Source organism: Falsiroseomonas sp. (assembly GCF_051859025.1).
Taxonomy (GTDB): domain Bacteria; phylum Pseudomonadota; class Alphaproteobacteria; order Acetobacterales; family Acetobacteraceae; genus Falsiroseomonas.
Genome location: NZ_JBHYGL010000013.1, coordinates 1 through 26,602, shown reverse-complemented (window position 1 = coordinate 26,602; position 26,602 = coordinate 1). Strand labels below are relative to the sequence as shown.

The following is a 26,602-nucleotide window of genomic DNA, read 5'->3' as shown; positions in this document are numbered from 1 at the left end:
GGCATGGCCGGCGCCACCGCCGCCGCGCATTGCGCCTGGCGCGGCCTGAAGACCGCCCTGCTGGAGGCCGAGGAAAGTGCGGGCTACCACAGCACCGGGCGGTCCGCCGCGCTGTGGATCCTGAACTACGGCCCGCCCGATGTGCGGCGCCTGTCCGGCGCGTCCCGCGCCTTCTTCGAGAAGCCGCCGGAAGGCTTCGCGCCCGGCCCGCTGATCAGCAACCGGCCGGTGGTGAATCTGGCGCCGCCCGGCCAGGTGGCGCATCTGCGGCAGATGATCGCCGAAGGGGCGGAGATCGAGGAGATCGACGTCGCGGAGGTGGCCGCGATGGTGCCGGCCCTCAGGCCCGGCTACGCGGCGATGGCGAGCATCGAGCGCGATGCCTTCGACATCGAGGTCGCCTCCCTCCACAGCGGCTTCCTGAAATCGGCCCGCGCGGGCGGCGGCATGCTGGCGCTGCGGCACCGCGCGGGGCGCATCTGGCATGAGGGCGGGCGCTGGCACGCGCAGGCCAGCGATGGCGCGGTGCATCGCGCGAAGGTCCTGGTGAATGCCGCCGGCGCCTGGGGGGATGAAGTCGCGGTGGTGGCGAGCGTGGCACCCATCGGGCTGCAACCCAAGCGGCGCACGGCGCTGATCGTCGATCCCGGCGAGCATGATTGCAGAAGCTGGCCGCTGCTCGGCGATGCGGACCACAGCTGGTATGCGCGGCCGGAGGCGCGGCGGAAACTCATGGTGTCGCCCGCCGATGAGACGGACATGACGCCGCATGACGTGCAGCCCGATGAGATCGACGTCGCCATCGCGGTGGACCGGATGCAGGAGGCACTGGACATCCCGGTGAACCGCGTGGAGCACCGCTGGGCGGGGCTGCGCAGCTTCACGCCGGACCGGAGCCTGGCGATCGGGTTCGAACGATCGGCGCCGGGCTTCCTGTGGCTGGTGGGCCAGGGCGGCTACGGCATCCAGACCGCGCCGGCGGCAGGGCGGCTGGTGGCGGGGATCATCGCGGGCCATGTGGATGACGATGTGCTGCCGGTGGCGACGCTGGCGGACCCCAACCGGTTCAGGAGCAATGCGTGATGAGTGGTTCCCTGCCGACGCCCCAGGATGTGCGGGACGCCGCCGCGCGGATCGCGCCGCATATCGTGCGCACGCCGATGCTGCGCCACCGCCTGCTGGATGAGATGACGGGCGGCACCATCCTGGTGAAGCCGGAAGTCCTGCAACGCACCGGCAGCTTCAAGCTGCGCGGCGCCACCAATGCGGCGATGCGGCTGCCGGATGCGGCGCGGGTCGCGGGCGTCGTCACCCATTCCTCCGGCAATCACGGCCAGGCGGTGGCCTGTGCCTCCGCCATGCTGGGGATGCCGGCGCTGATCGCCATGCCGATGGATGCGCCCGCCATCAAGGTGGAGAGCACCAGGCGCTGGGGCGCGGAGATCACCTTCTTCGACCGCAAGACGACGGACCGGGAGACGCTGGCCGCGCGGCTGGCGGAGGAACGCGGCGGCACCGTGCTGCCGCCCTTCGACCACGCGGACGTCATCGCCGGCCAGGGCACGCTGGCGCTGGAATTGTTCGAGGATGCGAAGGCGGCCGGCCTGACGCTGGCTGCGCTGGCGGTCTGCACGGGCGGGGGCGGGCTCATCGCGGGCTGCGCGCTGGCGGCGGAGGGGGCATCGCCGGGCACGGCCATCTGGGCGGTGGAGCCCGAGGGGTGGGACGATACGAAGCGCAGCCTGGAAGCCGGCGCGCGCATCGCCAATGACGGCCGGGGCGAGACGATCTGCGATGCGCTGCTGTCCATGCGGCCGGGGGAGATCACCTTCGCGGTGAACCAGCCACGCCTGGCGGGCGCGGTGGTGGTGACACGAGCGGAGGTGTTCCGGGCGATGCGCTTCGCCTTCGAACACCTGAAGATCGTCGTGGAGCCCGGCGGCGCCGTGGCGCTGGCGGCCGTGCTGGCGGGCAAGGTCGATGCGCGGGGCAAGGTGGTCGGCATCGTCGTCAGCGGGGGGAATGTGGACCCGGCTGTTTTCGCAGAGGCGCTTGCCGCTTGAAGCGGATTGGCCCGCTGCGTGCATAATGCGGGCTGTAACGCCGGAGACACCCATGCATCGCCGTGCCCTGCTCGCCGCGCCCGCAGCGCTGGCCCTGCCCTGCCTCGCCCGCGCGCAGGCGCCCTGGCCTGACAGGCCCGTCCGCATCCTGGTGCCCTTCGCACCAGGGGGGAACACGGACGGCCTGGCGCGGCTCTCGGCGGAGTTGTTGCAGGAGGCGCTGCCCGGGGCCTCCTTCGTCGTGGAGAACCGCACCGGTGCGGGCGGGCTGCTGGCGGCGGATGCGCTGGTGCGGTCGCCGCCCGACGGGCATGTGCTGATGATGGTGGCGGTCGCCGTGCTGGCGGTGGCGCCGGTGGCGATGGCGCAGCCGCCGCGCTTCGATCCCGTCGCCGATGTGACGCCGATCGTGAATCTCGGCACCAATCCCTTCGTGCTGATGAGCCATCGCAGCGTGGAGGCGACGGACCTCGCCTCCATGATCGCCTGGATGCGCGCGCGCAGCGGGCGGTTTGCCTATGCCTCGGGCGGGGTCGGCAGTTTCCAGCATCTGTCGATGGAGTTGCTGCTGCAACGCATCGGCGTGCAGGCGGAACACGTGCCCTATCGCGGCGGCGCGCCGGCGCTGGCGGATGTGATCGCGGGCAATGCGCCGCTGATGTTCGCCAATCTGTCGGAGGCGGTGCCGCATGCGCAGAGCGCGGCGGTGCGGCTGCATGGCGTATCGAGCCTGGAGGCCAGCGCGCAGCTGCCGGGGGTGCCGACCATCGCGAGCCTGGTGCCGGGCTATGAGACCATCACCTGGAACGGGCTGATGGGGCCGAAGGGCATGCCGCCGGCGCTGGTGGCGCGCATCCACGGCATCATCGCGGGTGCGCTGCAACGCCCCGCGGTGCAGGAACGCATGGCGCGGATCGGCGCCGATCCGCTGGGCGAGGGGCCGGAGGCTTTCGCCGCGCGCCTGCGCGCCGATGTGGCGCGGTGGAACGAGGTGGTGCGCGTGGCGGGGATACGGTTGCAGTAGCTCACGCCACCGCCGCCGCCGCGCGCACCCCTTCGATCATGCTGGTCTTGAGCAGATGCGCGCGCGCCTTCGCCGGATCGGCCGCCGTCGCGCGCAACTCCGCGAGCCTCGCCGTGCGGGCCACGGGGTCCTTCTCCTCCAGGTTCTTCTTGTTGGCGATGGTCATGGCCTGGAGGAAGGCTTCCGCCACGTGGCGGCGCTGCCGGTCGTAGCGGTCCAGCAGGTCATCCGCGCCGCCATCCAGCACGGCGGCGATGCGCTGGGCGGCGAGAATGGCGTCATGCACGCCGAAATTCATGCCCATGCCGCCGAGCGGGTTGTTCACATGCGCCGCATCGCCGGCCAGCAGCACGCGGCCCTGGCGGAAGGTGGCGGCGACTCGCTGATGGACGGCGTAGAGGTTGGTGTGCACCACGGGGAAGTCGCCATCCTGCGGGATCAGCGCGCGGACGCGGTCACGCGCTGACGCGAACTCCAACAGGCTCGCTTCCTCGGCATCGGGATCCGTCGGGAAGACGATGCGCCACAGGCCCGGTGGCGCCTTGCCGGGCACCTTGAACATCGCGCACCAGGTGACGGGGTCGGAGACGTAGGAGGAGATGGCGTAGCCCTTCTCCGCCATGCCCTCCGTCGTCGTGACGACGAGGAAGCGTTCACGGTAGGTGAAGCCCTCGAAGGCGATCGCCTGCGACTTGCGGACGACGCTGCGGCCGCCATCGGCGCCGATGACATAGGCCGCGCGATGGGTCGTGCCATCGGCGGCTTCGATGCTGACGCCGTCGGCATCCTGGGTGACGTTGGCGACCTCCACGCCCCAGACCACTTCGGCATGGGCGTGGCGCGAGAGGTGGTTCAGCAGGATGCGGCAGAGCTTGTGCTGTTCGCATTGCAGGCGGAAGGGGAAGGGCGTGACATCGGCCAGCAGGCCGAGGTCGAATTCGGCGACCACGCCCTCCGCCCGCCCGCGGAACTGCCAGATTGGCGCGCGGATGCCCTGGGCCAGCAGGTCGGCGGTCACGCCGGATTCCGCATACATCTCCATCGTGGGCGGATGGATGGTGGCGGCGCGGGGGTCCTCGAAGGGTCCGGTGTGGCGTTCCAGCACGCGCACCGCGACGCCCGCGCGGGCGAGGAAGAGCGCCGCCGTCAGCCCCGCGGGGCCGGCGCCGGCGATGATGACGAGGGGCGCGGCCACGGGATCAGAATTCCTCCAGCACGCGGCCATGGCCAATGATGCGATCCTCGATACCGGTGGCGCGCAGCGCGTGCCAGGTCAGCACGGTGTTGATGGCCAGCACGGGCTTGCCGAGCCAGCGCTCACCTTCCGCCGCCACGGCGGCGCCGGCCAGGTTGGTGCCGACGACGACCAGGGCCTCCACATCCGGGCCATCGAGTTCGCGCAGCGAGTCACGGATGGTCGCGGGCTGGACATGCGCGATCTCACGCGGCGAGGGGCATTTCAGGCCCTTGAGGCGCAGCACGTCGAAGCCGGATTCGACGAACCAGGCGCGCACCATCTCATCGCCCCGGGGCTGGTGCGGTGTCAGGATGGCGATCTTCGTCGTGCCGAAGGCGCGCAGCGCGGCGGCGGTGGCGGTGGAGCCCATGGTGATGCCGACACCGGCCTTCTCCGCCAGTTCCGCCTCCAGCTTCTGGGACGCCGCGACGCCGCCCCAGAAGGCTTCCAGCGCCACGCCCATCACCAGGTGATCGGGGGCGGAGGTCATCACCTGCTCGATCGCGGAACCGAGGCCGTCCCGCATCGCCTGGACGTGTTCGAGAAACGCCTGTTCGGAGGTCAGCGGGCGTTCCTTGATGGAGACGCGCGCGAGGTGGAAGGTGACGCCGCGCGGGCGCAGGTCATCGACCTCCGGCTGCACCGTCGTATTGGTGGAGGGCACCACGAAGCCGATCCGCTTCCGCCAGCCCAGCGCATCCGCCATGCGTCATCCCCTGAATGATGTCGCGGAAGGCTAGCATCGCGGCGGGACGGGCCGGAAGCCGGTGCCTTGCGCATCCCCGTCGCCGCCTTGAAGATCGCGCCATCACACGGGAGATGGCGGCATGGCGATCACGCTCTATGGCTGCGCGCGGTCGCGCGCTTCGCGGAACCTCTGGCTGCTGGAGGAGATGGGCGGGGAATACCGCCATGTGCCGGTGATCCAGGCCTATCGGCTGGCGGACCCCGATGCGGCGGATGCACCGATGCACACGCGGTCACCGGCCTTCCTAGCCATCAATCCCAACGGGCATATCCCCTCGATGGAGGATGATGGCCTGGTGCTGCATGAGAGCCTGGCGATCAACCTCTACCTCGCGAAGAAGGTGGGCGGGACGCTCGGCCCCGCGACGGTGGCGGAGGATGGGCTGATGGGGATGTGGTCGCTATGGGCGGCGACGGAGGTCGAGCCGCACAGCATCGAGATTCTCTACAACATGGCCGCGAAGCCGCCGGCGGAACGCGATGCGGCGAAGGCGGAGGCCGCGGTCGCGGCGCTGCGGGCGCCCTTCGCGGTGCTGGACACCGCGCTGGCCGCCACGGGCTTCCTGGTGGGCGCGCGCTTCACCGTCGCCGACATCAACCTGGCGGAGGTGGTGCGCTACGCCCTGCCGGCGCGCAGCCTGTTCGAGGGTGCGCCCCGCGTCGCCGCCTGGCTGGCCTCCTGCCAGGCACGCCCGGCCTGCCAGCGCATGATGGCGATGCGGGAGAAGGAACCGGCCTGAGAGGGCGGCCTCAGGCGGCCCGGGGAGCCACCTGGGAGGCTTTCTCGGGGGGTTCCTGGGTGACGACGGGCGGGGGTTCCGCGACAGCCGGCTTCAGGGCCTCCGGCGGCTGCGGGGGGGCATCCCCCGCCACAGGGCGAGGTTCCCGCCGGGAAAGCCGGCCGAACAGGTGATCACGACGCATCAGGACGCACTCCGAAGGCTCCCGCGATTCGATTGGCGGGTTGTAGTGACCATGCCCTGCCCCTGCGTCCGGTTGAACCCCCGCGGCCGCCGGTTTTCCGTGAAGGCTCGATGCCGGAGCCTTCCCGCCGGGATCGGGCCCGCGCCCATGGCCGAAGCCGCCATCGTCGCGGCGCCTGTCAATAATTCACCTTGCACGGGGGGATCGCAGGGGGAATCCTGGGGTCGCCACGGCAAGGGCGTGGCCGGCTTCACCGTGCAGGGCCGAAAATCCGTAAAGGATCCACAAGATGGCCCGCCCGCTGATCGGCCGCACCATCCGGCGGCTGCGGATGGAAAAGGGGCTGACGCAGCAGGCGCTGGCCGTGCGGCTCGGCATTTCCGCCAGCTACCTGAACCTGATCGAGCACGACCAGCGCGCCGTCACCGCCAGCCTCCTCATCAAGCTGGGGGAGACGCTGTCGGTGGACCTCCCTTCCCTCTCCGGTTCACGCGAACGCCAGACCGAGGCGGGGCTGCGGGAGGTGCTGTCGGACCCGCTGCTGGGGCTGGAGGAAATGCCGGAGGGCGAGATCGCGACACTCGCCGCCAGCGCGCCGAATGCGGCGCGCGCGATGCTGGCGCTGTATCGCGCCTGGCGCGTGGCGCGGGAGGATGCATCGGGCATCGCGCTGCCGACGGGGCGGCGGATGCTGCTGCCGACGGAGGAGGCGCGCGACTTCTTCCATGACCGCGCCAACCATTTCCATCAGCTGGAAAGCATTGCCGAACAGATCGGCGACGAATTGCGCGCGACGCCGGCGGAGATGAACCACGCCATCGCGGAACGCCTGCGGCGCACGCATGGGCTGACGGTGCATGTCGGGCCGCTGGGGGCGAGCCTGCGTCGCTACGATCCCGCATCGCGGCGGCTCGACCTCTCGGAATCGCTGCCGCGGGAAAGCCGCGGCTTCCAGATGGCATTCCAGCTGATGCTGCTGGAGGCCAGGGAGATCGTCGAATCCGTCGTGGCGCCGGCGGAACCCAGCAGCCAGGAGGCGGCGGCGCTGATCCGGCTCGGCCTGCTGAACTACGCGGCGGCCGCGCTGCTGATGCCCTACCTGCCCTTCCTGGAGGCGGCGCGGGAATTGCGGCATGAGGTGGAGGCGCTGGCGGCGCGCTTCGGCGTTTCCTTCGAACAGGCGGCGCACCGGCTTTCGACGCTGCAGCGGCCGGATGCGCGGGGCGTGCCCTTCTTCTTCCTGCGCGTCGATCCCGCGGGCAATGTGGACAAGCGCTTCTCGGCGGCGGGGTTTCCCTTCGCCCGGTTCGGCGGTTCCTGCCCGAAATGGATCGTCCACCAGGCCTTCGCCACGCCGGCGACGACGCGGGTGCAGGTGGCGCAGCTGCCGGATGGCGCCACCTTCCTGACCTTCGCCCGCGCCATCGCCAGCCCGACCACGCATTGGGGCGAACCCGCGCCGGTGCATGTGGTGGCGATGGGCTGCGACATCGGCCGGGCGGCGGAGGTCGTCTATGCGGACGGGATCGACCTCGGCTCCGCCGCCGTCGGCATCGGCCTGTCCTGCCGGCTGTGCGAACGCGCGGAGTGCCGCAGCCGCGCCTTCCCGCCACTGGAACACCGCCTGGCACTGGACCCGAACGAGGATGGGGCAAGCCCCTGGCGGTTCGAGCCGGCGCGCCGCCTGGTGCCGGAGGCGAAGGGCTGAGGCGCCGTGCCCGAAGGGATGGCCGCTTAGTGCGACCTTAACCGGGCGGGCGTTATCGATGACCAGGAACGGGAAGATCCTGGGCAGCGCATGGCGAAGGGCAAGGGTGGCGGCACGATCGTCATCAAGCGGATCGAGGAAGGCGGGCACGGGCACCATGGTGGTGCCTGGAAGGTAGCCTATGCCGACTTCGTCACGGCGATGATGGCCTTCTTCCTGCTGATGTGGCTGCTGAACGCGACGACGGAGGAACAGCGCCGCGGCCTTGCCGACTACTTCGCGCCGACCAACGTGATGGGCGCGCAGCTGACCGGATCGGGCCAGCCCTTCGGCGGCCGCACGCCCCATGAAAGCACGCCGATGGCACAGGAAGCGGGCGCCGTCACGGTGCAGCGCGGCCGCGTCCCTGTCCTGTCCGACGTGGATGTGGAGGATGAGACGGAGCAGGTCGCCCGCCCCACACCGATGCGCGACGGCCCGGATGGCGAGGATGAGGATGCGACGCCGCGCCGCGTGCGCCAGGCGCGCATCGATGCGGAAACCGGCGATGCCGATCCGCGCCGGCTGGGCGAGGGCACGGAGAGCGATGCGCGGGCGCTGAGCGACGCGGCACTCCGCGCCGTCAACGATGCCGCGCTCCGCGCGGAGGCCGCGCGGCGGGAAAGGGAGGATTTCGAACGCGCGGCGGAGGAGATCCGCCAGATGGTGGCGCAGGACCCCGCGCTGGCGGAGCTCGGCCGGCAATTGCTGGTGGAACAGACCCCGCAGGGGCTGCGCATCCAGCTGGTGGATGCGGAACGCACGCCGATGTTCGCGCTGGGCGGCGCCGCGCCGAATGACCGCGCGCGGGTGCTGCTGGCGCGGGTGGCGCAGGTGGCGAACCGGCTGCCCAACCCGATCGCCATCGCGGGCCATACGGATGCCACGCCCTTCCGCGGCGGCACCGAACGGTCGAACTGGGACCTTTCCGCCGACCGCGCAAATGTCACGCGCCGCCTGCTGACGGAATCAGGTCTGCCGGAGGCGCGCATCCGCAGCGTGACGGGCAATGCGGAGCGGGACCTGCTGATGCCGGACAATCCCAACGCGCCGGCCAACCGGCGCGTCTCCATCACGCTGCTGCGGCAGAACGAACCGGTGATCGTGACCCAATGACGACAATCGGCGGCCTTGTCTTCCTGCTGGCGATGGTGTTCGGCGGCTACACCATCGCGGGCGGCAAGTTCGGCATCATCCTGAAGGCGCTGCCCTTCGAGATGATGATGATCGGCGGCGCCGCGGTCGGCGCGCTGGTGATGGGCAACAGCATGCATGGCGTGAAGCACACGCTGGGCGGCTTCGGGAAGATCATCAAGGGCGAACGCTTCCACAAGCACGAATACATCGACCTGCTGTCGATGCTGTATTGGTTCGTGCGGCTGGCGCAGCAGAAGGGCGCGATGGCGCTGGAGCCGCATATCGAGAAGCCGGAGGAAAGCGCGGCCTTCCAGAAATTCCCGAAGATCCTGGCGGACAAGATCGCCGTCACGATGATCTGCGACTACCTCCGCATGGTGGGCATGAACGCCGACGATCCCCACCAGATCGAGGACATCATGTCCAAGGAGCTGAAGAAGATCCGGGAGGAGGAGCTGCATGTCGCGCACACCTTCCAGAACACCGCGGATGCGCTGCCGGCACTCGGCATCGTCGCCGCCGTGCTCGGCGTCATCAAGACCATGGCCTCGATCGACAGTCCGCCATCGGTGCTGGGGGGCATGATCGGCGGCGCGCTGGTGGGCACCTTCCTCGGCATCCTGCTGGCCTATGGCGTGATGGGGCCGATGGCGACGCGGCTGAACGGCGTGATTTCGGATGACTGCAAATTCTACGAGGTGATCCGCGCCGTGCTGGTGGCGCATCTGCACGGCAACGCGCCGCAGGTGGCGGTGGAAGCCGGGCGCAAGACCGCGCCGAGCCATTCGATGCCGACCTTCCAGGAGCTGGAGGAAGCGCTGCAGGGGCTGCAGATCGCGTAGCTATTCCGCCGCGATGACGCGCCCCGTCGCGGCCTCCACCACCAGGCGGCGTTCGGTACCGCGGCGGCGCAGCGTGAGGCGGAGCGTGCCGGCATCGGCACCCTCACCCCGCTCCACGACGGAATAGACGATCCCGGCGCGGAGATCGGCGAGGAAGGTGGGCAGCGACACGCCGAGCAGGGAAGCGGCCTGGTCGGCGCTCAGCACCGCGTCCCCGGTCGCGTCGATCTCCACCCTGTCAGGCACCATCATCGCTGCGTTCCCCATCCCCCGCATCATGGCACGGCTTGACCGATGACGCGCGGGGCGGCACGGGGGGCGCATGACCGAACAGACACCAGCCTCCACGGCCACCCTGCCCGACCTCGATGAGAAGGGCGCGCCCTATCACGACCTGCTCGGCCTCAGGCTGGAGCATTGGGCGGAGGGCCATGCGCGGCTGGTGTGCGAGGCCGGCGACCAGCACCGCAACCGGTCGGGCATCATCCATGGCGGGTTGGTGCTGTCGATGATCGACCAGGCGGCGGGCTATTCGGGGCTGTGGTGCAGCGTGCCGGGCAATCTGCGCAAGGCCGTGACGCTCGACCTCGACTGCAAGTTCACGGGGCAGGTGAAGGGCGGGCGCCTGGTGGCGGAAGCCAGGGTCGCGACGCGGGGGCGCAACATCTTCTTCGTGCGGACGGAGGTGTTCGACGCCGAGGGCAAGCTGGTGGCCTTCGGCTCCTCCACGCATCGCTGGCGGGCGGGCAGCGAGACGCATGAGGGCCAGCCGGCCAACGCGCCGGATCGGGGATAACGGGACCGGGGATAACGGGACCGGGGATAACGGGATCGGGGATAACGGGATCGGGGATAACGGGATCGGGGTTGATCGAAGGGGGGCGTCAGCCCTCCCCCTCCTCCAGCAGCGGCAGGGCGGCCTGGGGGCCGGCCAGCATTTCGACCAGCCGCGCCACTTCCACCCGTGCCAGCCCGCCGGGCCCGGCGGCAAGCGGCAGCAGGCGGCGGATGGTGTCGGACAGGGTGCGGTCGAAGGCGGCCTCGGCGGCCAGGCGGCGGCCCGCCACTTCCAGCCGGCGCAGGTCCCGCGCCATGCGTTCCAGCGCCGCCACCTGCGCATCGGTCGCGGGCGGACCGGCGGCGAGGCGCGTCGCCTCCGCCAGCAGGCTTTCGGCCAGGGCGCGGGCGTAATGGGCGTAGCAGGCCGAGCCCACTTCCCGCCGCAGCGTTGCCGCGAGTTGCCGGCGCTGTTCTCGGGCAATCGGGTGGTCCGTCGATTCCAGCCCTTCCATCCGGCGGACCAGGCGCTGCGCGGCGCCCGCCATTTCCCCGGGTGAGGCCGCGCTGGCCACCATCGCGGCGTCGCGCGTCAGGGCCGCGGCCAGTTCCTGTTCGGCGGTCTGCTGCACGGCCGGCATCAGGCTGCCGGCGACGCTGACGGCGACACCCGGCAGGGCGGAATCGCGCAGCAGCAGGGCCAGCCCGGCCAGCAGGGCGGCACGGCCCTCGGCGGCCAGCGGCGCCAGCGCGGCACGGATCTCGGGCTCCCCGGCCACGTCGCGGGCGCCGGGATAGGCGGCGGCCCAGAGGGCGGGGGCGTTGCGCCAGACGGCGCCGCAAAGCGCCAGCATGGGCGCGGCGCTGTCGTCGGGCAGGCCGGCCTCCGCCCAGCCTTCCGGCAGGGCCGGCAGGGTGGCGCGGCCGGCGGCGGGCCAGAGGCGGTCGCCCAGCGCCTGGACCAGCGCCTCATCCGACAGATTGCCGCCGGCGGCCAGTACCTCCAGCTCCAGCACCATCTCACCCAGTGAGACGGCGACGGCGGCGGTGATGGGGCGGATGGCGCTGCGGGGCACCAGCAGGGGGGATTGCCGCCAGGCGCCCGGGTTCACCAGCACGCCTTCCAGCGGCAGGCACAGCAGGCGGGCCAGGCGGACGGGGCGCTGCGGGCGCAGGCGGCGCAGCCGGGGGCGGATGCCGTCCAGCAGGATGTCGACCTCACTGCGGTCGCGCAGCGCATCCAGCATGGCGACGACGCGGCCGAGCGCATGGTCGGGCGCATCGACCAGCGCGGCGCGGAGGTTCTTCGCGTGGCTGCCGGGCATGGTCATGCCGTCAGCGCCCGCAGGTCTTCGTTGCGCGCGGCCATTTCCACCAGGCGGGTGCCGGCCAGCACGGGCAGCGAGCCCAGCAGGCGGCGGCCGCGCAGCACCGTGTCCCAATCCATGGCGCCCCCGGGCCAGCGATCCGTTTCCAGCGCGGGCACGGGGAAGATCGCCGCGATCTCCGCCGCCAGGGCGCTGCGTTCCCTGGCAGAGGCGGAAGCCCAGAGGGCGGTGATCGGCGGCCAGCCATCCAGCAGCCAGTCCGGGCGTTCCGCCAGTTCGACCATCAGGCGCACCGCTCCCGGGCCGCGGGCCAGCAGGCCGGGCAGGTCCTCCAGCGGGGGCCAGAGGGCGGCGAGGCAGGCGCGGATGGCGGCCAGATTGTAGCGGGCGGCCGCCAGCACGACGAGGCCGGCATTGCGCCCGGAGGGGGCCGGCACGCGGCGCGTCCAGGCGGAGAGGTCGTCGCAGAACGCCTCCAGCCCCGCCAGCTGGCGGGATTGCGGCCCGGGATTGCCGGGGAGGCTGCCAGGGGGGCTGCCAGGGGGGCTGCCTGGGGCGGCCCCTGGGGCGACCCCTGGGGCGATCCCGGAATCCGCCAGCGCTTCCGCGAGCCCGCCCAGCAGCGCCGCGGTCGGTGCATCCGGGGAGGCCGGCAGGCGCGCCTGCAGCGTGGCCTTCACCGCCTGGATGGCCATGCGCTGTTCCTCCAGCGCGGCTTCCGCCGCCGCCTGGGCGGGGCGGCCGGCATGGCCCATCAGCGCCACCTTGCGCACCACGCCCCGCACGCCGGCCGGGGTGGGGTGCTGCAGCAGCGACAGCCGCGCCCAGAGCTGGCGGTCATGCAGGGAGGGTGTGCAGGCCGCGACGGCCGATCGCCAGTCCAGCACATAGGTGCCGCGGCCCGACAGGCTCGGCAGCAGCAATTCCGGGGGGCTGCCCGGCAGGCGGCGGATCCGCCCGCCCCACAGCATGGGCGCGGTGAAGGGCACGAAGATGCCACGTTCCGCACGGGTGGCGGGACGCTCCTGGGAGGACGATCCGGCGGAGGTCAGGTCTCGGTCGGGCATTGGCGCTGCAAACTGCGCCAGGGCGGGTAAAGAAAGTGTGCCGGGCGGCGGCGAGGTTCGGCGCCGCCGCGGCCCTCAGCGCGCCCGGAAGACCGGCTTGCGCTTTTCCAGGAAGGCGCGGGTCGCTTCCTTGAAGTCCTCGGTATAGGCGAAGTCGCCGTTCTTCCGGACGTCCTCGGCCGTGACCGGCAGCGCGCCGCGCAGCTTCTGCAGCGCCTGCTTGTGGAAGCGGTTGGACAGCGGCGCGCCGGCGGCGATGCGATGCGCCAGCGCCAGGGATTCCGCCTGCACATCCTGGTCCGGCACCAGGCGGGACAGCAGGCCCTTGTCATAGGCTTCCTGGCCGGTCAGCACCCGGCCCTCGATCAGCATCTCCATCGCCACCGCATAGCCCGCGATCTGGAGCAGGGCGTCGAGGTCCGAATAGGCGTACCAGATGCCGAGGTTGCGGGCCGGGATGCCGATGCGGGTGGCCGGGCCGCCAACGCGGAAATCCGCCTTGATGGCGATGCCGGCGCCGCCGCCCATGGTCCAGCCGCGGCAGGCCGCGACGACGGGGTGGCGGCAGCGCTGGATGGAGGCCATGGAGCGGTCGAAGCCGGCGCCATACTCGGCCTCCCGCTCCGGCGTGCCGCGTTCGGTCTGGAAGGCGGCGATGTCGGCGCCGGCGCAGAAGGCTTCCTCGCCCTCGCCCCGGATGACGACGCAGCGCAGGGCGTCGTCGGCGGAGCATTCCTCCATCGCCTCCGCCAGTGCCACCCACATGGGCAGGTCCATCGCGTTGCGCTTGGCGGCGCGATCGATGGTGACGGTGGCGACGGCGCCGTCGCGGGCGAGGAGGATGTGCGGATGGGGCATGGGGGAGAGCGTAAACCCGCTTCCCCGCTGCTGCCAGATGGGGGAGGGCAGATGGGGGGCGCTAGATCGGCGCGCGGGCGGCCAGGATGCGCTGCGCCACCACCGCCATGCCCCGCGCGGCCTGGACGGGGAGAGGGTGAGGCCGACCCATTCGCCGCCGAGCTTCGGCGCCAGGTGCAGCATGGTGGCGCCGTAGCTGCAGCCGGCATCCAGCATGCGGGGCGCCGGCCGCAGCGCCAGGCCTTCCAGCATCAGGCGGTGGATGACGTCTGTGGAGGGCGGGCCGCCATCCGGGTCCGCCAAAGCGCGATGGACGGGCTGGGCGCCATGGCCGCTTTCCGCCCGCTCCTCATCGAACCAGGAAAGCCGGTCCAGCCAGCGGCAGTAGCGGGCGACGCGGCCGGCCTGGCGCGCCGCCGCCCGGGGGGGAGGAGGGGGAATGATCGCGACATGGGCCGTTCCGGCGATGTGGCCGTTGCCGACGGGCGCGCAACCCGGGGGGTGCTGGGCCGTTGGCGCCGCTGGAACCAGAAGGGGAGCCGGGCATGACGGAAACGCGGACGGACCAGGCGGCGCGCGACAAGGTCTGGGAGATGATCAAGGATGTCGGCACCGCCATCATGGTGACGGTCGATGAAAGCGGGGGCCTCCGCGGGCGGCCGATGCAGGCCGTGACGATGAAGGAGTTCCAGGGCGTGCTCTGGTTCTTCACCAGCCAGCCCTCCCCCAAGACCGATGAGATCGGCCATGACGGGCGGGTGCTGCTGGCCTATTCGAACCCGTCCTCGCAGGACTATGTCAGCGTCTCCGGCACCGCGAGCGTCGTGCGCGATCCCGCGAAGCAGACGGAATTGTGGTCCGAGTACCTGCGGACCTGGTTCCCGGGCGGGCCGGAGGATCCGAAGGCGGCGCTGCTGAAGGTGGAGGTCGAGGGCGCGGAATACTGGGACGCGCCCAATTCCACGCTGGTGCATGCCTATGGCTATGTGAAGGCGCGGCTGACGGGGGAGCCGCCGGAGGCCGGCGCCAACGACAAGGTGGCGTTCAAGCGCGGGGCGTAGATCGCGGGGGAACTCTGTTCCCCCGTGGCATGGTCGGCTGCCAGGGCCCAGCGGGACCCTGGCCGCGGGGTTGTCAGCCGCGGCGGCGCAGCGCCTCCTCGATCATGCGGCGGTCGCGGGCCTCGCTGCGGCGGTTGTAGACGACGACGATCGCCCAGATCACCGCCAGCAGCCAGGCACCCTGCCCGACCACGAAGGGCAGCAGGATGAAGAGCAGCCCGCCGACCCAGAGGATGGCATTGAAGACGGCCTGGAAGGGCCGCCCCTGCAACAGGATGGCCAGCGGCGGGACGAGGATGGCGAGCAGGTAGGACATGAGGGGGAAATGGTCCCGCGGCAGGGCTGGTTCAATCGGACTGGCGGTGTCGTTACGGGGCAGGAAGGCCAGGCACCCGGCCCCGCCTGGCAACGCCTGCCCTGCCGCGTCGGGGTCGCGGCCTTTTGATGCAACCGGGCGTGCTTCGCGCTAAGGAGTTCGCCGGCCCCTGCATGACGGTCGATGATGCCAAACGCTGATCCAGACCTTCGGGCCCTCCGCTGGTGGTGTTCCGGCGCGGGAGACGCTCCGGCTGATGGCGTCGGTCGGTTTGGCCGCGCTCGCGCCACCAGGCGCGCCTCGCGGAAGGGGTCATGACGCCATGCGGCTTGCGTTCATCGGCCGGTCGCATCTTGTGGCACTTCACGCGGCAGCACAGGACATGCGGGCGGAGTTGGACGCCGCCGGCTGCAGCCTGACCTTCAAGCCGGCCGGCTATGACGCGACCGACTACACCATCGCCGATGGGCGCCTTCACGCGTCCTTCGCCTCCTCCCGCCTGCGTCGGCGCCTGCAGGATTGGGGCGTGGCCGCCGGGATCGGGATCGATGACCACGATGCCTTCTTCATCGTGGGCGGCATGCCCTTCAACATCGCGGTCCGTACCTATGCGGCATGCCGCGGCGAGTCGCATGCCAATCCCGGCCATGTCGTCCCCTTCGTCTCCGATGCATGCTTCGAGACGGCGGTGGCCGGCCTGCTCCGAGAGACGCCGCTCTGGCGCCTGGGCAACGCCCTCGCGGCGGCGGCCCCGACGGCGCCGATCGCCTTCGTCAGCGCCCCTTTCTATGTCGCCAGGGTGGAGGGCGTTGCCGGCAAGGGGCAGCCTTATGTGGATATGCGGGCGACGGGCGATGCGGCGGCCCTTGCCGCCAGTTGGCGGCGGGGCGTCCGCCGGCTGACGGGCAGCCGCTTCGCCGTGATCGACCAGCCGCCAGAGACGCTGGCCACACCCGTGCTGACGCGGAACGACTTCGCGCTGCCACCACGTATCGCAAGAGGGCAGGCGGAGCCGGTGGTGGACGACGCGCATATGAACGCAGCCTATGGCGCGATCATCCTCCGGCTTTGCCTGGCCTGGGCGGAAACCGCGCTATCGCACCCAGGTCGATCGCGGCCACCCGGCGAAGCAGACGGCCCCTGACAGCGGTCGCGCCGCCGGGCGCGGCCGCCGCCAGGTGTCCGAAGCCCCTACGCCGCCAGCCGCACCACGCGGCCTTCCATCGCCTCCACCCGCCGCACGCCGATGAGCTGGCCCAGATTGCCGGCGACGAGGTGCACCATGCCGAGCGGCATGGCGTGCAGCGCGACCTCCGCCCGGATCGCGTCGCCCTCCCGCGTCGCGCGGAGGAGATCGGGAACCAGGTCGCGCTTGGCGAAGGGCTGGAGGATGCGGGAGAGCAGGCCGGGGGAGGCATCGGCACTGACGGTAAAGCGCGCGGCGACCAGCGCCTCGCTACCAAGGGAATCGGACATCGGGGAAAAGGCTCCGGAAGGGCGGACGAAGGGACCAGGCACCCGGCAGCGCGCGACCATGCCCCCCATCGGGGGGCACGGGGTCAGGCGGCCGGGCCGGTAATTCGGCCCTTGAGGGTCCGGAACGTCGTCACCGGGTCACGCTAGCAGCCGCGCCGGGCCGTGTCACGGCCTCAGGATGCCGGCTTCGGCGGGGCGGCATCGGCCAAATCCTCGGCCGGGTGCTTGTTCTCGCCCCGGTCGATGACGAGCTTCTGGTGGGGGTAGGGAATCTCGATCCCCAGCTTGTCGAAGCGCTGCTTGATGCGGCGGTTGAACTCCCGCCCCACCGCCCAGCGCGCCGTGGGCTCCCCCTTGATGCGGGCGCGGATGAGGACGCCGCTATCGGCCAGGCGTTCCACGCCCAGCACCTCCATCTCATCCCGGATGATGGGGGCGAATTTCGGATCGGCGCGGATCTCGGCCGCGACCTCCTTCATCACGGCCACGACGCGGTCGGTATCCTCGCCGTAGGCGACGGAGACATCGAGGACGGCGAAGCTGAAGTCGCGCGTCATGTTCGTCACGGTGGTGACGGCGCTGAAGGGGATGATGTGGACGCTGCCATCCTGGGCGCGCAGCCGGATGGAGCGGATGGAAAGCTGTTCCACCACGCCGGACAGGCCACCCACCTGCACCACGTCGCCCACCGCGACCGCATCCTCGAACAGCAGGAAGATGCCGGTGATGACGTCGCGCACCAGCGTCTGGGAGCCGAAGCCGATGGCAAGGCCGACGACACCAGCACCGGCGATCAGCGGTGCGACGTTCACGCCGATCTCGGTCAGCACGTTCAGCGCGATGAAGATCAGGATGGTGGCGGAGAGCACGGTGCGCAGCATGGGCAGCAGCGTGCGCACGCGCGCGCTGCGCGCCGCCTTGGCATCGCGGGAGAGCTTGGTGAGATAGCGCTCGATCGCGGCGTTGGAGAGTTCCCAGACGGTGATGGCGGTGATCACCGTCAGGCCGACCGAGACGAGGGAGGAGAGCAGGCGGGCGCCAAGCTGGCCGCGGCGGAACCAGGCGAAGGATTCGATGCCCCAGCTTTCCAGCAGGAACAGCAGCGCCAGCACGCCGACGATGGCGGTGACCAGGCCCTTCAGCACCGGCAGGTAGCGGTTGGCGCGCGCTTCCAGCCCGGGGTAGCGGCGCGCCATGTCGGGGCCGATGGCGAAGCCGCGGGCGATGGTGCGGCGGATCACCTCATCGGCCAGCTTGGCCAGGCCGAGGATCAGGATGGTGGTGGCGGAGACGCGGATCAGGCGTTCGAAGCCGTCCCGGATCTCCAGCGCCCAGACGCCCCAGAGCGCCATGAGCCAGAGGATGGCCAGCAGGTGCCAGATATCCGCCAGCCGGTCCCGCAGGCCGCGCAGCAGCAGGCGCATGCGGTCGGGCTTCTCGCCTTCCGCCAGTTCGGGCGCGCGCAGCGCATTGGCCACGGCTTCCCGGTTCTGGAGGATGACGATGATGAGGAGGAGGGAGACGATCAGCAGCGCGAGCCGCAGCACCGCGTCATAGGCCGCCCAGGGCATGCCGAAGAGCAGGCCGCATTCCGCGATGGCGTAGCCCAGCAGCGCCACCACGACGATGCGCCGGACCCAGATGGTGACATAGGCCGCCGTCTCGTCCGTGCTGGGCACCAGGCGGAGATGGGTGGAGTTGGGGGAGAAGAGGACGCGCGACATGGCCATGACGGCCCGCAGCGCCATGTAGGTGTTGTTGGCCGTCAGCAGGACGAGTTCGGTGGTCGGCAGCGGCCGCACGAAGCCGATCATGCCGTAGGAGATGATGGCGAAGGCCGCGACGGGGACCAGGTCCAGCAGGAAGCGGGCGAGGACGAGGGGCACGCGGCGCACCCAGGTCCAGCGCGCATCGGCCGGCGGCGCCATGGCATCCAGCCGGTCGGACCAGCGGCGGAGCCCCCGCCGCGCCAGGATTTCCGCCACCAGGCCCGCGCCGAACAGCAGCGCCAGCTTCCATGCCGCGTCGATCACGCGGGTCTGCGTCACCGGGTCCCGCGCCATGCCGCCCAGCCAGGTGAAGAGAGCGGGCAGGTCCGTCGCGGCCTGGACGGCGGTGACCATGCTTTCGGAGATGGATTGCAGGCGCTGCTGGGCGCCCATCAGCAACTGGGCGCCAAGGGTGTTGGGCGCGAGCAGGGCGGGCTCCGCGGCGGCGGCCGGTGCGGCTTCGGGCGTGGCGGCGGGGGCGGCGGCGGCGGCTGGCGTGGCTCCCGCGGGAGTCGCAGCAGGGGCGGTGCCGCTGCGCTGGGCGGCGGAAAGGGCCTCCAGCGTCCGCATCAGCTCCGCCCGCCGGGCATCGTCTCGCAGCAGGCCCAGCAGCCGGTCCAGCTCCGCCGGGCTGGTGGCGGAGGCGGAGGGCGCGGGGGCAGCCGGAGCCTGCGCCAGCGCCATGGGGGCGATGAGCAGGAGGAGGAGGAAGGGGAAGGCACGGATGAGGGCGCGCATGGGGCAGGGGTACACCCTGCCCGGGGGGGCGCGGTCAACCCTTGGATGTGTCGGGGCACGTTACCTCATGCCCCGGGCACGGCTTGCCGCCTGCCTCCGGCAGGACCCGTGTTGCGGTGCAGCGCGACACGGGGGAGGATGGGGGCGTGCCGGGCCCCTCCCCTTCCCTCTGGACCATCATGATCGCGCTGCTGGCGGCGCATCTGGCAGGGATGGGGGCCTTCCTGACCGTGCCGGTGCTGGCGCCCGCCATGGCGGGGGAAACCGGGGTGCCGGCCAGCCTGGCGGGATTCCATACCGCGCTGGTCTATCTGGGCGCGCTGTTCTCCGGCCCCTTCACCGGGCCGCTGATCCGCCGCTGGGGCGGCGTGCGGATGCTGCAGGTCTGCATGGTCGCGGTGGGGGTGGGGATAGCCATCGCGGCGCTGGGGCATCCGGTGGCGCTGGTGGTCTCGGCCCTGGTGGCGGGGCTGGGGCATGGGCCGCTGACGCCGGGGGGCAGCCACCTGATCGCCGCCCATACGCCGCCGCGCCGGCGCGCCTTGGTGTTCAGCCTGAAGCAGGCGGGGGTGCCGCTGGGCGCCATGGTGGTGGCGGCCCTTGCCCCGGCCATCGCGCTGGTGGCGGGGTGGCGGACCAGCATCCTCTGTATGGCGGCGATCGCCTTCGTGGTGGCGGTGGCGATCCAGCCGCTGCGGGCCGGGCTGGACCAGGGGCGGGATGCGCCGGGCGGCGCGGGGGCGGGCTTCGGCGGGCTGCTGCGGGAATCCGCGGCCTCCATCGCCATGCTGCGGCGGGACCGGGCGCTGGCGCGGCTGGCGGCCATGTCCTGCGGCTATGGGGTGGCGCAGTTCTGCTTCTCCACCTTCTTCGTGGCCTATCAGGTGGCGTCGCTGGGCGTGGCGCTGGGCCAGGCGGGGCTGCACCTGGCGCTGGCCCAGGCGGCGGGGGTGGTGGGGCGCATCGGCTGGGCGCTGCTGGCGGATCGCTGGGGCGCGCGGATCGTGCTGGTGGCCTGCGGGCTGGGGGCGGGAATCGCCGGCGGGGTGCTGGCCTTCGCCGATGCCGGCTGGCCGATCCTGGTCGTGACCCTGGCGGGCATGGTGATGGGCGCGACGGCCATCGGCTGGAACGGGATCATGCTGGCGGAAGCCGCCCGCCTGGCGCCCCAGGGGCAGGTGGGGGCCGCGACCTCCGCCCTGTCATTCGCCTTCGCGGTCACGATGCTGGTGGCGCCACCGGCCTTTTCCCTGCTGATCGCGGGGACGGGGGGCTACCAGGCGGGGTTCCTGATGTGCGTGGCGGCGGTGCTGGCAGGGGCCTGGGCGATCTACGGGGCGCGCCGCTAGCTTGCCGTCTGGGCCATCCATGCCATGTTGCGCGCATGGTCACGTTCCTGATGGTTCTCGTCGCCCTTTCCATGCTCGGCACCCTCGGCGTCATGTTCGCGGGGATGCTGGGGCTGGTCCGCAGCGAGGATGGTGGCGGCACTCGGTCCAACAAGCTCATGCGGGCCAGGGTTGTCATGCAGGGCGTGACGCTTGTCCTGTTTTTGCTGCTCCTGATCGTCAAAGCCTGAGCAGGCGCAGCATCGGGCCGGGCCGCCGCGCCTTGCCCGGCCGGACCCTCCGCCCTATGGTCCGGCCCGTTTTTGCGGCAGCGATTAGCGCCCGGGGCAGCATCTGCGCCGGCGCCGACCAGGGATCCGGCAACCGATGAAAATCCTCGTCCCCGTCAAGCGGGTGGTCGACTACAACGTGAAGGTCCGCGTGAAGGCGGATGGCACGGGGGTCGAGACGGCCAACGTGAAGATGTCCATGAACCCCTTCGACGAGATCGCGGTCGAGGAAGCGGTCCGCCTGAAGGAGAAGGGGATCGCGACGGAAATCGTCGCCGTCTCCGTCGGCCCGACCGCGGCGCAGGAGCAGATCCGCACCGCGCTCGCCATGGGCGCCGACCGCGGCATCCTGGTGGAGGCCGAGGGCACGGAGCCCCTGGCGGTCGCCAAGATCCTCAAGGCGCTGGTGGAGAAGGAAGGCCCGCAGCTGGTCATCCTCGGCAAGCAGGCGATCGATGACGACATGAACGCCACCGGCCAGATGCTGGCGGCGCTACTGGGCTGGGGCCAGGGCACCTTCGCCAGCAAGGTCGAGATCGCGGACGGCACCGCCCGGGTGACGCGTGAGGTCGATGGCGGGCTGGAGACGGTGGCACTGACCATGCCGGCCATCGTCACCGCCGACCTGCGGCTGAACGAGCCGCGCTACGCGTCCCTGCCGAACATCATGAAGGCCCGCAAGAAGCCGATCGAGACGATGAAGCCGGGTGACCTCGGCGTCGATGTCACGCCGCGGCTGACGGTGCTGAAGGTGGAGGAACCGCCGAAGCGCCAGGCGGGCAAGAAGGTCGGCAGCGTTGCCGAACTCGTGGACAAGCTGCGCAACGAAGCGAAGGTGATCTGAAGATGGCCGTCCTGGTCCTTGCCGATCGCGGCGAAACCGTCTCCCAGCCCACCCGCAGCGCGCTGGCGGCGGCGCAGAAGCTGGGTGGCGACATCCACGTCCTGGTGCTGGGCGCCGAGGGCGCGGCAGCGGCGGCGAAGCTGCCGGGGGTGGCGAAGGTGCTGGTCGCGTCCGGCGACAGCATGGCGCTGGCGGAGCCGGTGGCGGCGCTGCTGGTCAGCCTGGCCGCTGGCTATGACGCCCTGCTCGCCCCGGGCAGCGCGGCCGGCAAGAATGTGATGCCGCGCGTCGCCGCCCTGCTCGACGTGCAGATCATCAGCGATGTCGCGGGCGTTGAAGGCCCCGACACCTTCCGCCGCTTCATCTATGCCGGCAACGCGCTGGCCACGATCCGCACCAGCGACGCGAAGAAGGTGATGACGGTCCGCGCCGCGTCCTTCGACCCTATCCCGGCCGAGGGCGGCAGCGCCGCGATCGAGGATGCGGCCGCCGCGGCGAACCCCGGCGTCTCCACCTTCGTGGGCGCCGAGATCGTGAAGCAGGAACGGCCCGAGCTGACGGCGGCGCGCGTCGTCGTCTCCGGCGGGCGGGCCATGGGGTCTTCCGACAGCTTCAAGATCCTGGAAGGCGTCGCGGATCGCCTGGGTGCGGCCATCGGTGCGTCGCGCGCCGCGGTCGATGCGGGCTATGCGCCGAACGACATGCAGGTCGGCCAGACCGGCAAGATCGTGGCGCCGGAACTCTACATCGCCTTCGGCATCTCGGGCGCCATCCAGCACCTCGCGGGCATGAAGGACAGCAAGGTCATCGTGGCCGTCAACAAGGATGAGGAAGCGCCGATCTTCCAGGTGGCCGATTACGGCCTGGTGGGCGACGTATTCAAGATCATCCCGGAACTCGAGGCCGAGCTCGACAGGAAGTAGGGTTTTCCGCCACGGCGGAATGACGGACACGCCGGTGGCGGCTCCTTCGGGGGCTGCCCCGGCTTTTTCTGTATCAGGGGGGTTTGGTTGATGGCGACGATCCAGCGGCTTGGCATCATCGGCGCGGGGCAGATGGGCAACGGCATCGCCCATGTCGCGGCGCAGGCGGGCATCGATGTGGTGATGCTGGATGTGGCGGAGGCGGCACTCGCCAAGGCCATCGCCACCATCACGAAGAACATGGACCGCCAGGTGCAGAAAGGCACGCTTTCCGCCGCCGACAAGGATGCGTCCCTGGCCCGCATCGCGACGACGAGCGACTACGCGGCCTTCGGCGATTGCGACCTGGTGATCGAGGCGGCGACGGAGCGGGAGGACCTCAAGCTCAAGATCTTCGCGACGCTGACGCCGCATCTGCGCGCCGATGCGCTGGTGGCGTCCAACACCTCCTCCATCCCCATCACGCGGCTGGCGGCGGCGACGGACCGGCCGGGGCGCTTCGTCGGCATGCATTTCTTCAACCCCGTGCCGATGATGAAGCTGGTGGAGGTGATCCGCGGCCTGGCGACGGAGGATGCGACCGTGGCGGCGGTGGCCACGCTGGCGGAGCGGATGGGCAAGACCGTCGCCTTCGCCGCCGACTACCCCGCCTTCATCGTCAACCGCATCCTGCTGCCGATGATCAACGAGGCCTGCGTCGCCTTGCAGGAAGGCGTGGGCGACATCGTCTCCATCGACACGGGCATGAAGCTCGGCTGCAACCACCCGATGGGGCCGCTGGAACTGGCGGATTTCATCGGCCTCGATACCTGCCTAGCGGTGATGGAGGTGCTGCATGCCGGCATGGGCGACAGCAAGTACCGGCCGAGCCCGCTGCTGCGGAAATATGTCGAGGCCGGCTGGCTCGGGCGGAAATCCGGCAAGGGCTTCTACGACTATTCGGTGACGCCGCCGAAGCCCACGCGCTGAACCGTCATGCGCTCGCTGTCGCTCCCGCATCCCGGTTCAGCTGTTGCTGAAGCGCGCGATTCAGACTTTTCGGCGATTCCGCCTCAAGTCATCGCGCGCTGATGAAGATCACGGCCCTCACCGCCGCCGCCGAGCATCTGAAGCCCGCGCGGGCCGCCGATGCCTATGCGGGGCGGGAAAGCCTGAGCTTCGTGCGGCTGCGCGTGCAGACCGATGCGGGGCTGTTCGGGGAGGGGATGACGGGGCGCTTCCTCTCCGCCCAGGTCGTGGCCCTGCTGAACGGTGAAATGGCGCAGGCCGTCACCGGGCAGGACCCGATGGCGCATGAGGCGCTACGGGGCATGGTCGCGAAGCGGCTGAACCCGCGCGGCGCCACCGGGCCTTTCGTCTCGGCGCTGTCGGCACTCGACCTGGCGCTGTGGGACATCAAGGGAAAGGCGCTGGGGCTGCCCGTCGCGCGGCTGCTGGGCGGCGCGCGGGATTCCGTGCCCGCCTACGCCACCGCGGGGATGCCGGCCTTCACGGAAGCGGAACTGGTGGCGGCCTGCGAGGCCGCGCTGGCGGCGGGCTTCGCCGGCGTGAAGCTGCTGGTAGGCACGGGGCGGCCGATCAGCGAGGACGCCGCCCGCATCCGTGCCGTGCGGCGCGCGATCGGCGACGCGCCCCTCATGCTCGATGCCAATTGCGGCTTCACGGTCGCGGAGGCGAAGCGGCTGGCGGCGATGGTGGCGGATTGCGACATCGCCTTCTTCGAGGAACCGGTCCGGGACAACGACATCCCCTCCCTCCTCGAACTCCGCCGCTCCACTGCCATCCCGCTCGCCTCCGGCCAGATGATGCAGGCGCCATCGTGGTTCCGTGACGTGCTCTCGGCCGGGGCACTCGATATCCTGCAACCCAACGCGGCCTTCTGCGGGGGCATCACATCCATGCTGCGGATCATGGCGATGGCGGAAGCCCATGGCGTGCCCGTAACCGGCGCCGGCGGGTTCGAGGCCGCAAGCCTGCCCGCCATGGCCGGCCATGCCCATGGCGGGATGCTGGAAGTCCATGGCGCCCATGCCGCGCTGCGGGACCGCTTCGCGCACCACCCCACCGTCGATCGCGGGCGCATCCTGGTGGCGGAAACCCCCGGCGTCGGCTTCGGGCTGCTGCCCTGACCACCCTGCCGCAGTTCCAGGGCCTGGCCGGGCGGCCGGGGGCGCTGGCGGCCTATGGGCTGCTGACGCTGGACCTGGCGGCGCTGGGCTGGGTGATCCTGGAATCCTTCCTACCGGCAACCACCACGGTCCTGGTGATCGATATCCTGGTGGGCCTGGTGCTGGTGGCGGAGATGGCGGTGCGGCTGAAGACATCGCGCGCCGCCCGCCGCGAATTGCTGCACCCCGCGGGAATCGCGGATCTGCTCGCCGTCATCTCCTTCCTGCTGGCACCCTTCTTCGCGGGATGGGGCTTCCTGCGCAGCCTGCGCACCCTGCGGCTGCTGCGATCCGCCCGGCTGGTCATACACCTGCGGCAGGACCTGCCCGCCTTCCGGCGCAACCAGGAAGCGGTGGTGGCGGCGGCGGACCTGATCGTCTTCATCATCGTGATGACCGGCGTGGTCCACGCCACCCAGCACCGCGTGAACCCCGCCATCACCGACTGGGCGGACGCGCTGTATTTCACCGTCACGGCGCTCACCACCACGGGGTTCGGGGACATCACCCTGCACGGCACGGCAGGGCGCCTCATCACCGTGGTCATCATGCTGGCGGGCGTCACGCTGTTCCTGCGCCTGGCCCAGGCGCTGTTCCGGCCCACCAAGGTGCGCTTCCGCTGCGAGGCCTGCGGGCTGGGGCGCCACGACCCGGACGCCGTCCACTGCAAGGCCTGCGGGGCACTGCTGAACATCCCCGACGACGGCGATTGAACAGGCCCGTCGCTGCCGCCATTCTTCCCCGATCCGCCCCGCAGAGGGCGCCCCTGGGAGATTCCGTCCGATGCGCCTGACGCGCCGCAGCCTGCTGGCTACCCCCTTGGCTACCCCCCTCCTCCTCCCCATCGCCGCGCGTGCCCAATCGGCATGGCAACCGACCCGGCCGATGCAGCTCATCGTCGGCTTCGCGCCCGGCGGCGGCACGGACATCATCGCCCGCACCATCGTGGAAGCGGTCTCGGCCACCTTCCCGGTGCCCCTCGTCGTCGTGAACCGGCCGGGCGCCGGCGGGGCCATCGCCGCCGAACAGGTGTCGCGCGCGGCACCGGATGGGCACACGCTGCTGATGGCCGGCGGGTCCGAGAGCACCTCCCTCCCCGCCCATCGCGAACTGCCCTACGACCCGAAGCGCAGCTTCTCCGCCGTCATCCGCCTGACCCGGAACGCGCACTTCATCTGCACCCGCGGGCGCGGCGGCAAATTCACGACCCTCGCCCAGGTGATCGAGGCCGCGAAAGCCAGCCGCGGCGGCATCACCCACGGCTCCTCCGGCGTCGGCACGCTGTCGCATTCCATCTTCATCATGTTCGAACGCGCCACCGGCACCGAACTGCTCCACGTCCCCTACACCGGCGGCGGACCGCAGCAGCAGGCCCTGCTGGCCGGGCAGATCGACCTGGCGGTGCAGGCCTCCGACGAACTGGGCGGCCTCGTCGCCTCCGGCGACATGCTGCCCCTCGCCGTCACCACCGCCGAACGTCACCCGGCCTACCCCAACGTGCCGACCATGCGCGAACTCGGCAGCGACCTGGTGGCGGAAAACATGAAAGGCTGGGTCGGCCCCGCGGGGATGACCGAGGACATGATCACCTACCTCCACGACCGCTTCCGGCAAGGCATGTCCACCCCCGTATGGCGCCGCTTCATGGAACGCGCCGGCGACCCCGACGGCTACGCCAACGGCCCGACGTTCCAACGCGACATGGACACGCTGCTGGACGCGATCCGCGGGGCCATGCGGCGGGGGTGAGGCTGGGGGTTGCGCCAGTGGCCCGGGGAAAGGGCTCCGCCCCTTCCCCGATACCCCTTCCCCGCAAAGGGCCAGCGGGCCCTTTGAACCCATGAATTGATCGGAAGGTGGGAGAGGGGCACCGCGGTCGCGCCGAACATGCGCGCGCTCGGTGCCCCTCTCCCACCTTCCGATGAAACCTCGCGGTCC

The 26,602-nt window shown here is 71.0% G+C and carries 27 protein-coding genes; 18 read left to right on the top strand and 9 right to left on the bottom strand.

Going from position 1 to position 26,602, the window contains the following annotated elements:
• From ACTIE5_RS14585 to ACTIE5_RS14575, 3 genes are all read left to right on the top strand, one after another.
• Positions 1 to 1,083, top strand: a 1,083-nt coding sequence (locus tag ACTIE5_RS14585; protein ID WP_439550425.1) for an NAD(P)/FAD-dependent oxidoreductase, incomplete at its 5' end; no start/stop codon positions are given.
• Positions 1,083 to 2,063, top strand: coding sequence for a threonine ammonia-lyase (locus ACTIE5_RS14580; protein WP_439550424.1), 981 nt, complete (start codon positions 1,083 to 1,085; stop codon positions 2,061 to 2,063). The genes ACTIE5_RS14585 and ACTIE5_RS14580, both read left to right, overlap by 1 nt.
• A gap of 52 nt (positions 2,064 to 2,115) precedes the next feature.
• Entirely contained in the window at positions 2,116 to 3,087 is a 972-nt protein-coding gene (locus tag ACTIE5_RS14575) for a Bug family tripartite tricarboxylate transporter substrate binding protein (protein ID WP_439550423.1), read from the top strand.
• 1 nt (position 3,088) lies between these two features.
• On the opposite strand, the gene ACTIE5_RS14570 is transcribed toward ACTIE5_RS14575, so the two are convergent.
• Complete coding sequence (locus tag ACTIE5_RS14570; RefSeq protein WP_439550422.1) at positions 3,089 to 4,282, bottom strand: FAD-dependent oxidoreductase; 1,194 nt, start codon at positions 4,280 to 4,282, stop codon at positions 3,089 to 3,091.
• Positions 4,283 to 4,286: 4 nt separating this feature from the next.
• Positions 4,287 to 5,030 (bottom strand): maleate cis-trans isomerase family protein, encoded by a 744-nt coding sequence (locus ACTIE5_RS14565; RefSeq protein WP_439550421.1) that lies wholly within the window; start codon positions 5,028 to 5,030, stop codon positions 4,287 to 4,289.
• Positions 5,031 to 5,151: 121 nt separating this feature from the next.
• On the opposite strand from ACTIE5_RS14565, the gene ACTIE5_RS14560 reads away from it, so the two are divergent.
• The 4 genes from ACTIE5_RS14560 (at position 5,152) to motA (ending at position 9,721) form a co-directional block, all read left to right on the top strand.
• Positions 5,152 to 5,811 (top strand): glutathione S-transferase family protein, encoded by a 660-nt coding sequence (locus ACTIE5_RS14560; RefSeq protein WP_439550420.1) that lies wholly within the window; start codon positions 5,152 to 5,154, stop codon positions 5,809 to 5,811.
• 473 nt (positions 5,812 to 6,284) lie between these two features.
• Complete coding sequence (locus ACTIE5_RS14555) at positions 6,285 to 7,703, top strand: helix-turn-helix domain-containing protein (RefSeq protein WP_439550419.1); 1,419 nt, start codon at positions 6,285 to 6,287, stop codon at positions 7,701 to 7,703.
• A 90-nt stretch (positions 7,704 to 7,793) separates the two neighbouring features.
• Positions 7,794 to 8,858, top strand: coding sequence for a flagellar motor protein MotB (locus tag ACTIE5_RS14550; protein ID WP_439550418.1), 1,065 nt, complete (start codon positions 7,794 to 7,796; stop codon positions 8,856 to 8,858).
• Positions 8,855 to 9,721 (top strand): flagellar motor stator protein MotA, encoded by an 867-nt coding sequence (motA, locus tag ACTIE5_RS14545; RefSeq protein WP_439550417.1) that lies wholly within the window; start codon positions 8,855 to 8,857, stop codon positions 9,719 to 9,721. Before ACTIE5_RS14550 ends, motA begins: the two co-directional genes overlap by 4 nt.
• On the opposite strand, the gene ACTIE5_RS14540 is transcribed toward motA, so the two are convergent.
• Complete coding sequence (locus ACTIE5_RS14540) at positions 9,722 to 9,973, bottom strand: DUF6522 family protein (RefSeq protein WP_439550416.1); 252 nt, start codon at positions 9,971 to 9,973, stop codon at positions 9,722 to 9,724.
• Between the two features lie 70 nt (positions 9,974 to 10,043).
• On the opposite strand from ACTIE5_RS14540, the gene ACTIE5_RS14535 reads away from it, so the two are divergent.
• Complete coding sequence (locus tag ACTIE5_RS14535) at positions 10,044 to 10,517, top strand: PaaI family thioesterase (protein WP_439550415.1); 474 nt, start codon at positions 10,044 to 10,046, stop codon at positions 10,515 to 10,517.
• A gap of 88 nt (positions 10,518 to 10,605) precedes the next feature.
• Here the strand turns inward: ACTIE5_RS14535 and ACTIE5_RS14530 are convergent, their stop codons facing one another.
• The 3 genes from ACTIE5_RS14530 to ACTIE5_RS14520 all read right to left on the bottom strand — a co-directional run bounded on the left by ACTIE5_RS14530 (position 10,606) and on the right by ACTIE5_RS14520 (position 14,003).
• Complete coding sequence (locus tag ACTIE5_RS14530; RefSeq protein WP_439550414.1) at positions 10,606 to 11,829, bottom strand: hypothetical protein; 1,224 nt, start codon at positions 11,827 to 11,829, stop codon at positions 10,606 to 10,608.
• Positions 11,826 to 12,893, bottom strand: a complete 1,068-nt coding sequence (locus ACTIE5_RS14525) for a hypothetical protein (protein ID WP_439550413.1) — start codon at positions 12,891 to 12,893, stop codon at positions 11,826 to 11,828. The genes ACTIE5_RS14530 and ACTIE5_RS14525 overlap by 4 nt, the downstream gene beginning before the upstream one ends.
• Positions 12,894 to 12,968: 75 nt before the next feature.
• Positions 12,969 to 14,003: an enoyl-CoA hydratase-related protein gene (locus ACTIE5_RS14520; protein WP_439550412.1), complete on the bottom strand. Its 1,035-nt coding sequence runs from the start codon at positions 14,001 to 14,003 to the stop codon at positions 12,969 to 12,971.
• A gap of 293 nt (positions 14,004 to 14,296) precedes the next feature.
• On the opposite strand from ACTIE5_RS14520, the gene ACTIE5_RS14515 reads away from it, so the two are divergent.
• Positions 14,297 to 14,812, top strand: coding sequence for a pyridoxamine 5'-phosphate oxidase family protein (locus ACTIE5_RS14515; RefSeq protein WP_439550411.1), 516 nt, complete (start codon positions 14,297 to 14,299; stop codon positions 14,810 to 14,812).
• Between the two features lie 73 nt (positions 14,813 to 14,885).
• Here the strand turns inward: ACTIE5_RS14515 and ACTIE5_RS14510 are convergent, their stop codons facing one another.
• Positions 14,886 to 15,128: a hypothetical protein gene (locus tag ACTIE5_RS14510; RefSeq protein WP_439550410.1), complete on the bottom strand. Its 243-nt coding sequence runs from the start codon at positions 15,126 to 15,128 to the stop codon at positions 14,886 to 14,888.
• A gap of 382 nt (positions 15,129 to 15,510) precedes the next feature.
• Here ACTIE5_RS14510 and ACTIE5_RS14505 point away from each other — a divergent pair, with 382 nt between their 5' ends.
• The gene (locus tag ACTIE5_RS14505; protein WP_439550409.1) at positions 15,511 to 16,272 is read left to right on the top strand and encodes a hypothetical protein; all 762 of its coding nucleotides are present in this window, start codon (positions 15,511 to 15,513) and stop codon (positions 16,270 to 16,272) included.
• 47 nt (positions 16,273 to 16,319) lie between these two features.
• Here ACTIE5_RS14505 and ACTIE5_RS14500 read toward each other — a convergent pair whose 3' ends face one another.
• Together ACTIE5_RS14500 and ACTIE5_RS14495 are read right to left on the bottom strand one after the other, a co-directional pair.
• Positions 16,320 to 16,604, bottom strand: coding sequence for a hypothetical protein (locus ACTIE5_RS14500; protein WP_439550408.1), 285 nt, complete (start codon positions 16,602 to 16,604; stop codon positions 16,320 to 16,322).
• Positions 16,605 to 16,777: 173 nt separating this feature from the next.
• Positions 16,778 to 19,111: a mechanosensitive ion channel family protein gene (locus tag ACTIE5_RS14495; RefSeq protein ID WP_439550407.1), complete on the bottom strand. Its 2,334-nt coding sequence runs from the start codon at positions 19,109 to 19,111 to the stop codon at positions 16,778 to 16,780.
• A gap of 116 nt (positions 19,112 to 19,227) precedes the next feature.
• Here ACTIE5_RS14495 and ACTIE5_RS14490 point away from each other — a divergent pair, with 116 nt between their 5' ends.
• The 8 genes from ACTIE5_RS14490 to ACTIE5_RS14455 all read left to right on the top strand — a co-directional run bounded on the left by ACTIE5_RS14490 (position 19,228) and on the right by ACTIE5_RS14455 (position 26,413).
• On the top strand, positions 19,228 to 20,460 hold the full coding sequence (locus ACTIE5_RS14490; protein WP_439550406.1) for an MFS transporter: 1,233 nt from the start codon (positions 19,228 to 19,230) through the stop codon (positions 20,458 to 20,460).
• Between the two features lie 35 nt (positions 20,461 to 20,495).
• Positions 20,496 to 20,690, top strand: coding sequence for a twin transmembrane helix small protein (locus tag ACTIE5_RS14485; protein WP_439550405.1), 195 nt, complete (start codon positions 20,496 to 20,498; stop codon positions 20,688 to 20,690).
• Between the two features lie 136 nt (positions 20,691 to 20,826).
• Positions 20,827 to 21,573 (top strand): electron transfer flavoprotein subunit beta/FixA family protein, encoded by a 747-nt coding sequence (locus ACTIE5_RS14480; protein ID WP_439550404.1) that lies wholly within the window; start codon positions 20,827 to 20,829, stop codon positions 21,571 to 21,573.
• 2 nt (positions 21,574 to 21,575) lie between these two features.
• Entirely contained in the window at positions 21,576 to 22,496 is a 921-nt protein-coding gene (locus tag ACTIE5_RS14475; protein ID WP_439550403.1) for an electron transfer flavoprotein subunit alpha/FixB family protein, read from the top strand.
• Between the two features lie 90 nt (positions 22,497 to 22,586).
• On the top strand, positions 22,587 to 23,465 hold the full coding sequence (locus ACTIE5_RS14470) for a 3-hydroxybutyryl-CoA dehydrogenase (protein WP_439550402.1): 879 nt from the start codon (positions 22,587 to 22,589) through the stop codon (positions 23,463 to 23,465).
• A 101-nt stretch (positions 23,466 to 23,566) separates the two neighbouring features.
• Positions 23,567 to 24,625 (top strand): mandelate racemase/muconate lactonizing enzyme family protein, encoded by a 1,059-nt coding sequence (locus tag ACTIE5_RS14465; RefSeq protein ID WP_439550401.1) that lies wholly within the window; start codon positions 23,567 to 23,569, stop codon positions 24,623 to 24,625.
• 92 nt (positions 24,626 to 24,717) lie between these two features.
• Positions 24,718 to 25,377 (top strand): potassium channel family protein, encoded by a 660-nt coding sequence (locus ACTIE5_RS14460; RefSeq protein WP_439550400.1) that lies wholly within the window; start codon positions 24,718 to 24,720, stop codon positions 25,375 to 25,377.
• Between the two features lie 172 nt (positions 25,378 to 25,549).
• Complete coding sequence (locus ACTIE5_RS14455; protein ID WP_439550399.1) at positions 25,550 to 26,413, top strand: Bug family tripartite tricarboxylate transporter substrate binding protein; 864 nt, start codon at positions 25,550 to 25,552, stop codon at positions 26,411 to 26,413.
• Positions 26,414 to 26,602: the final 189 nt, after the last annotated feature.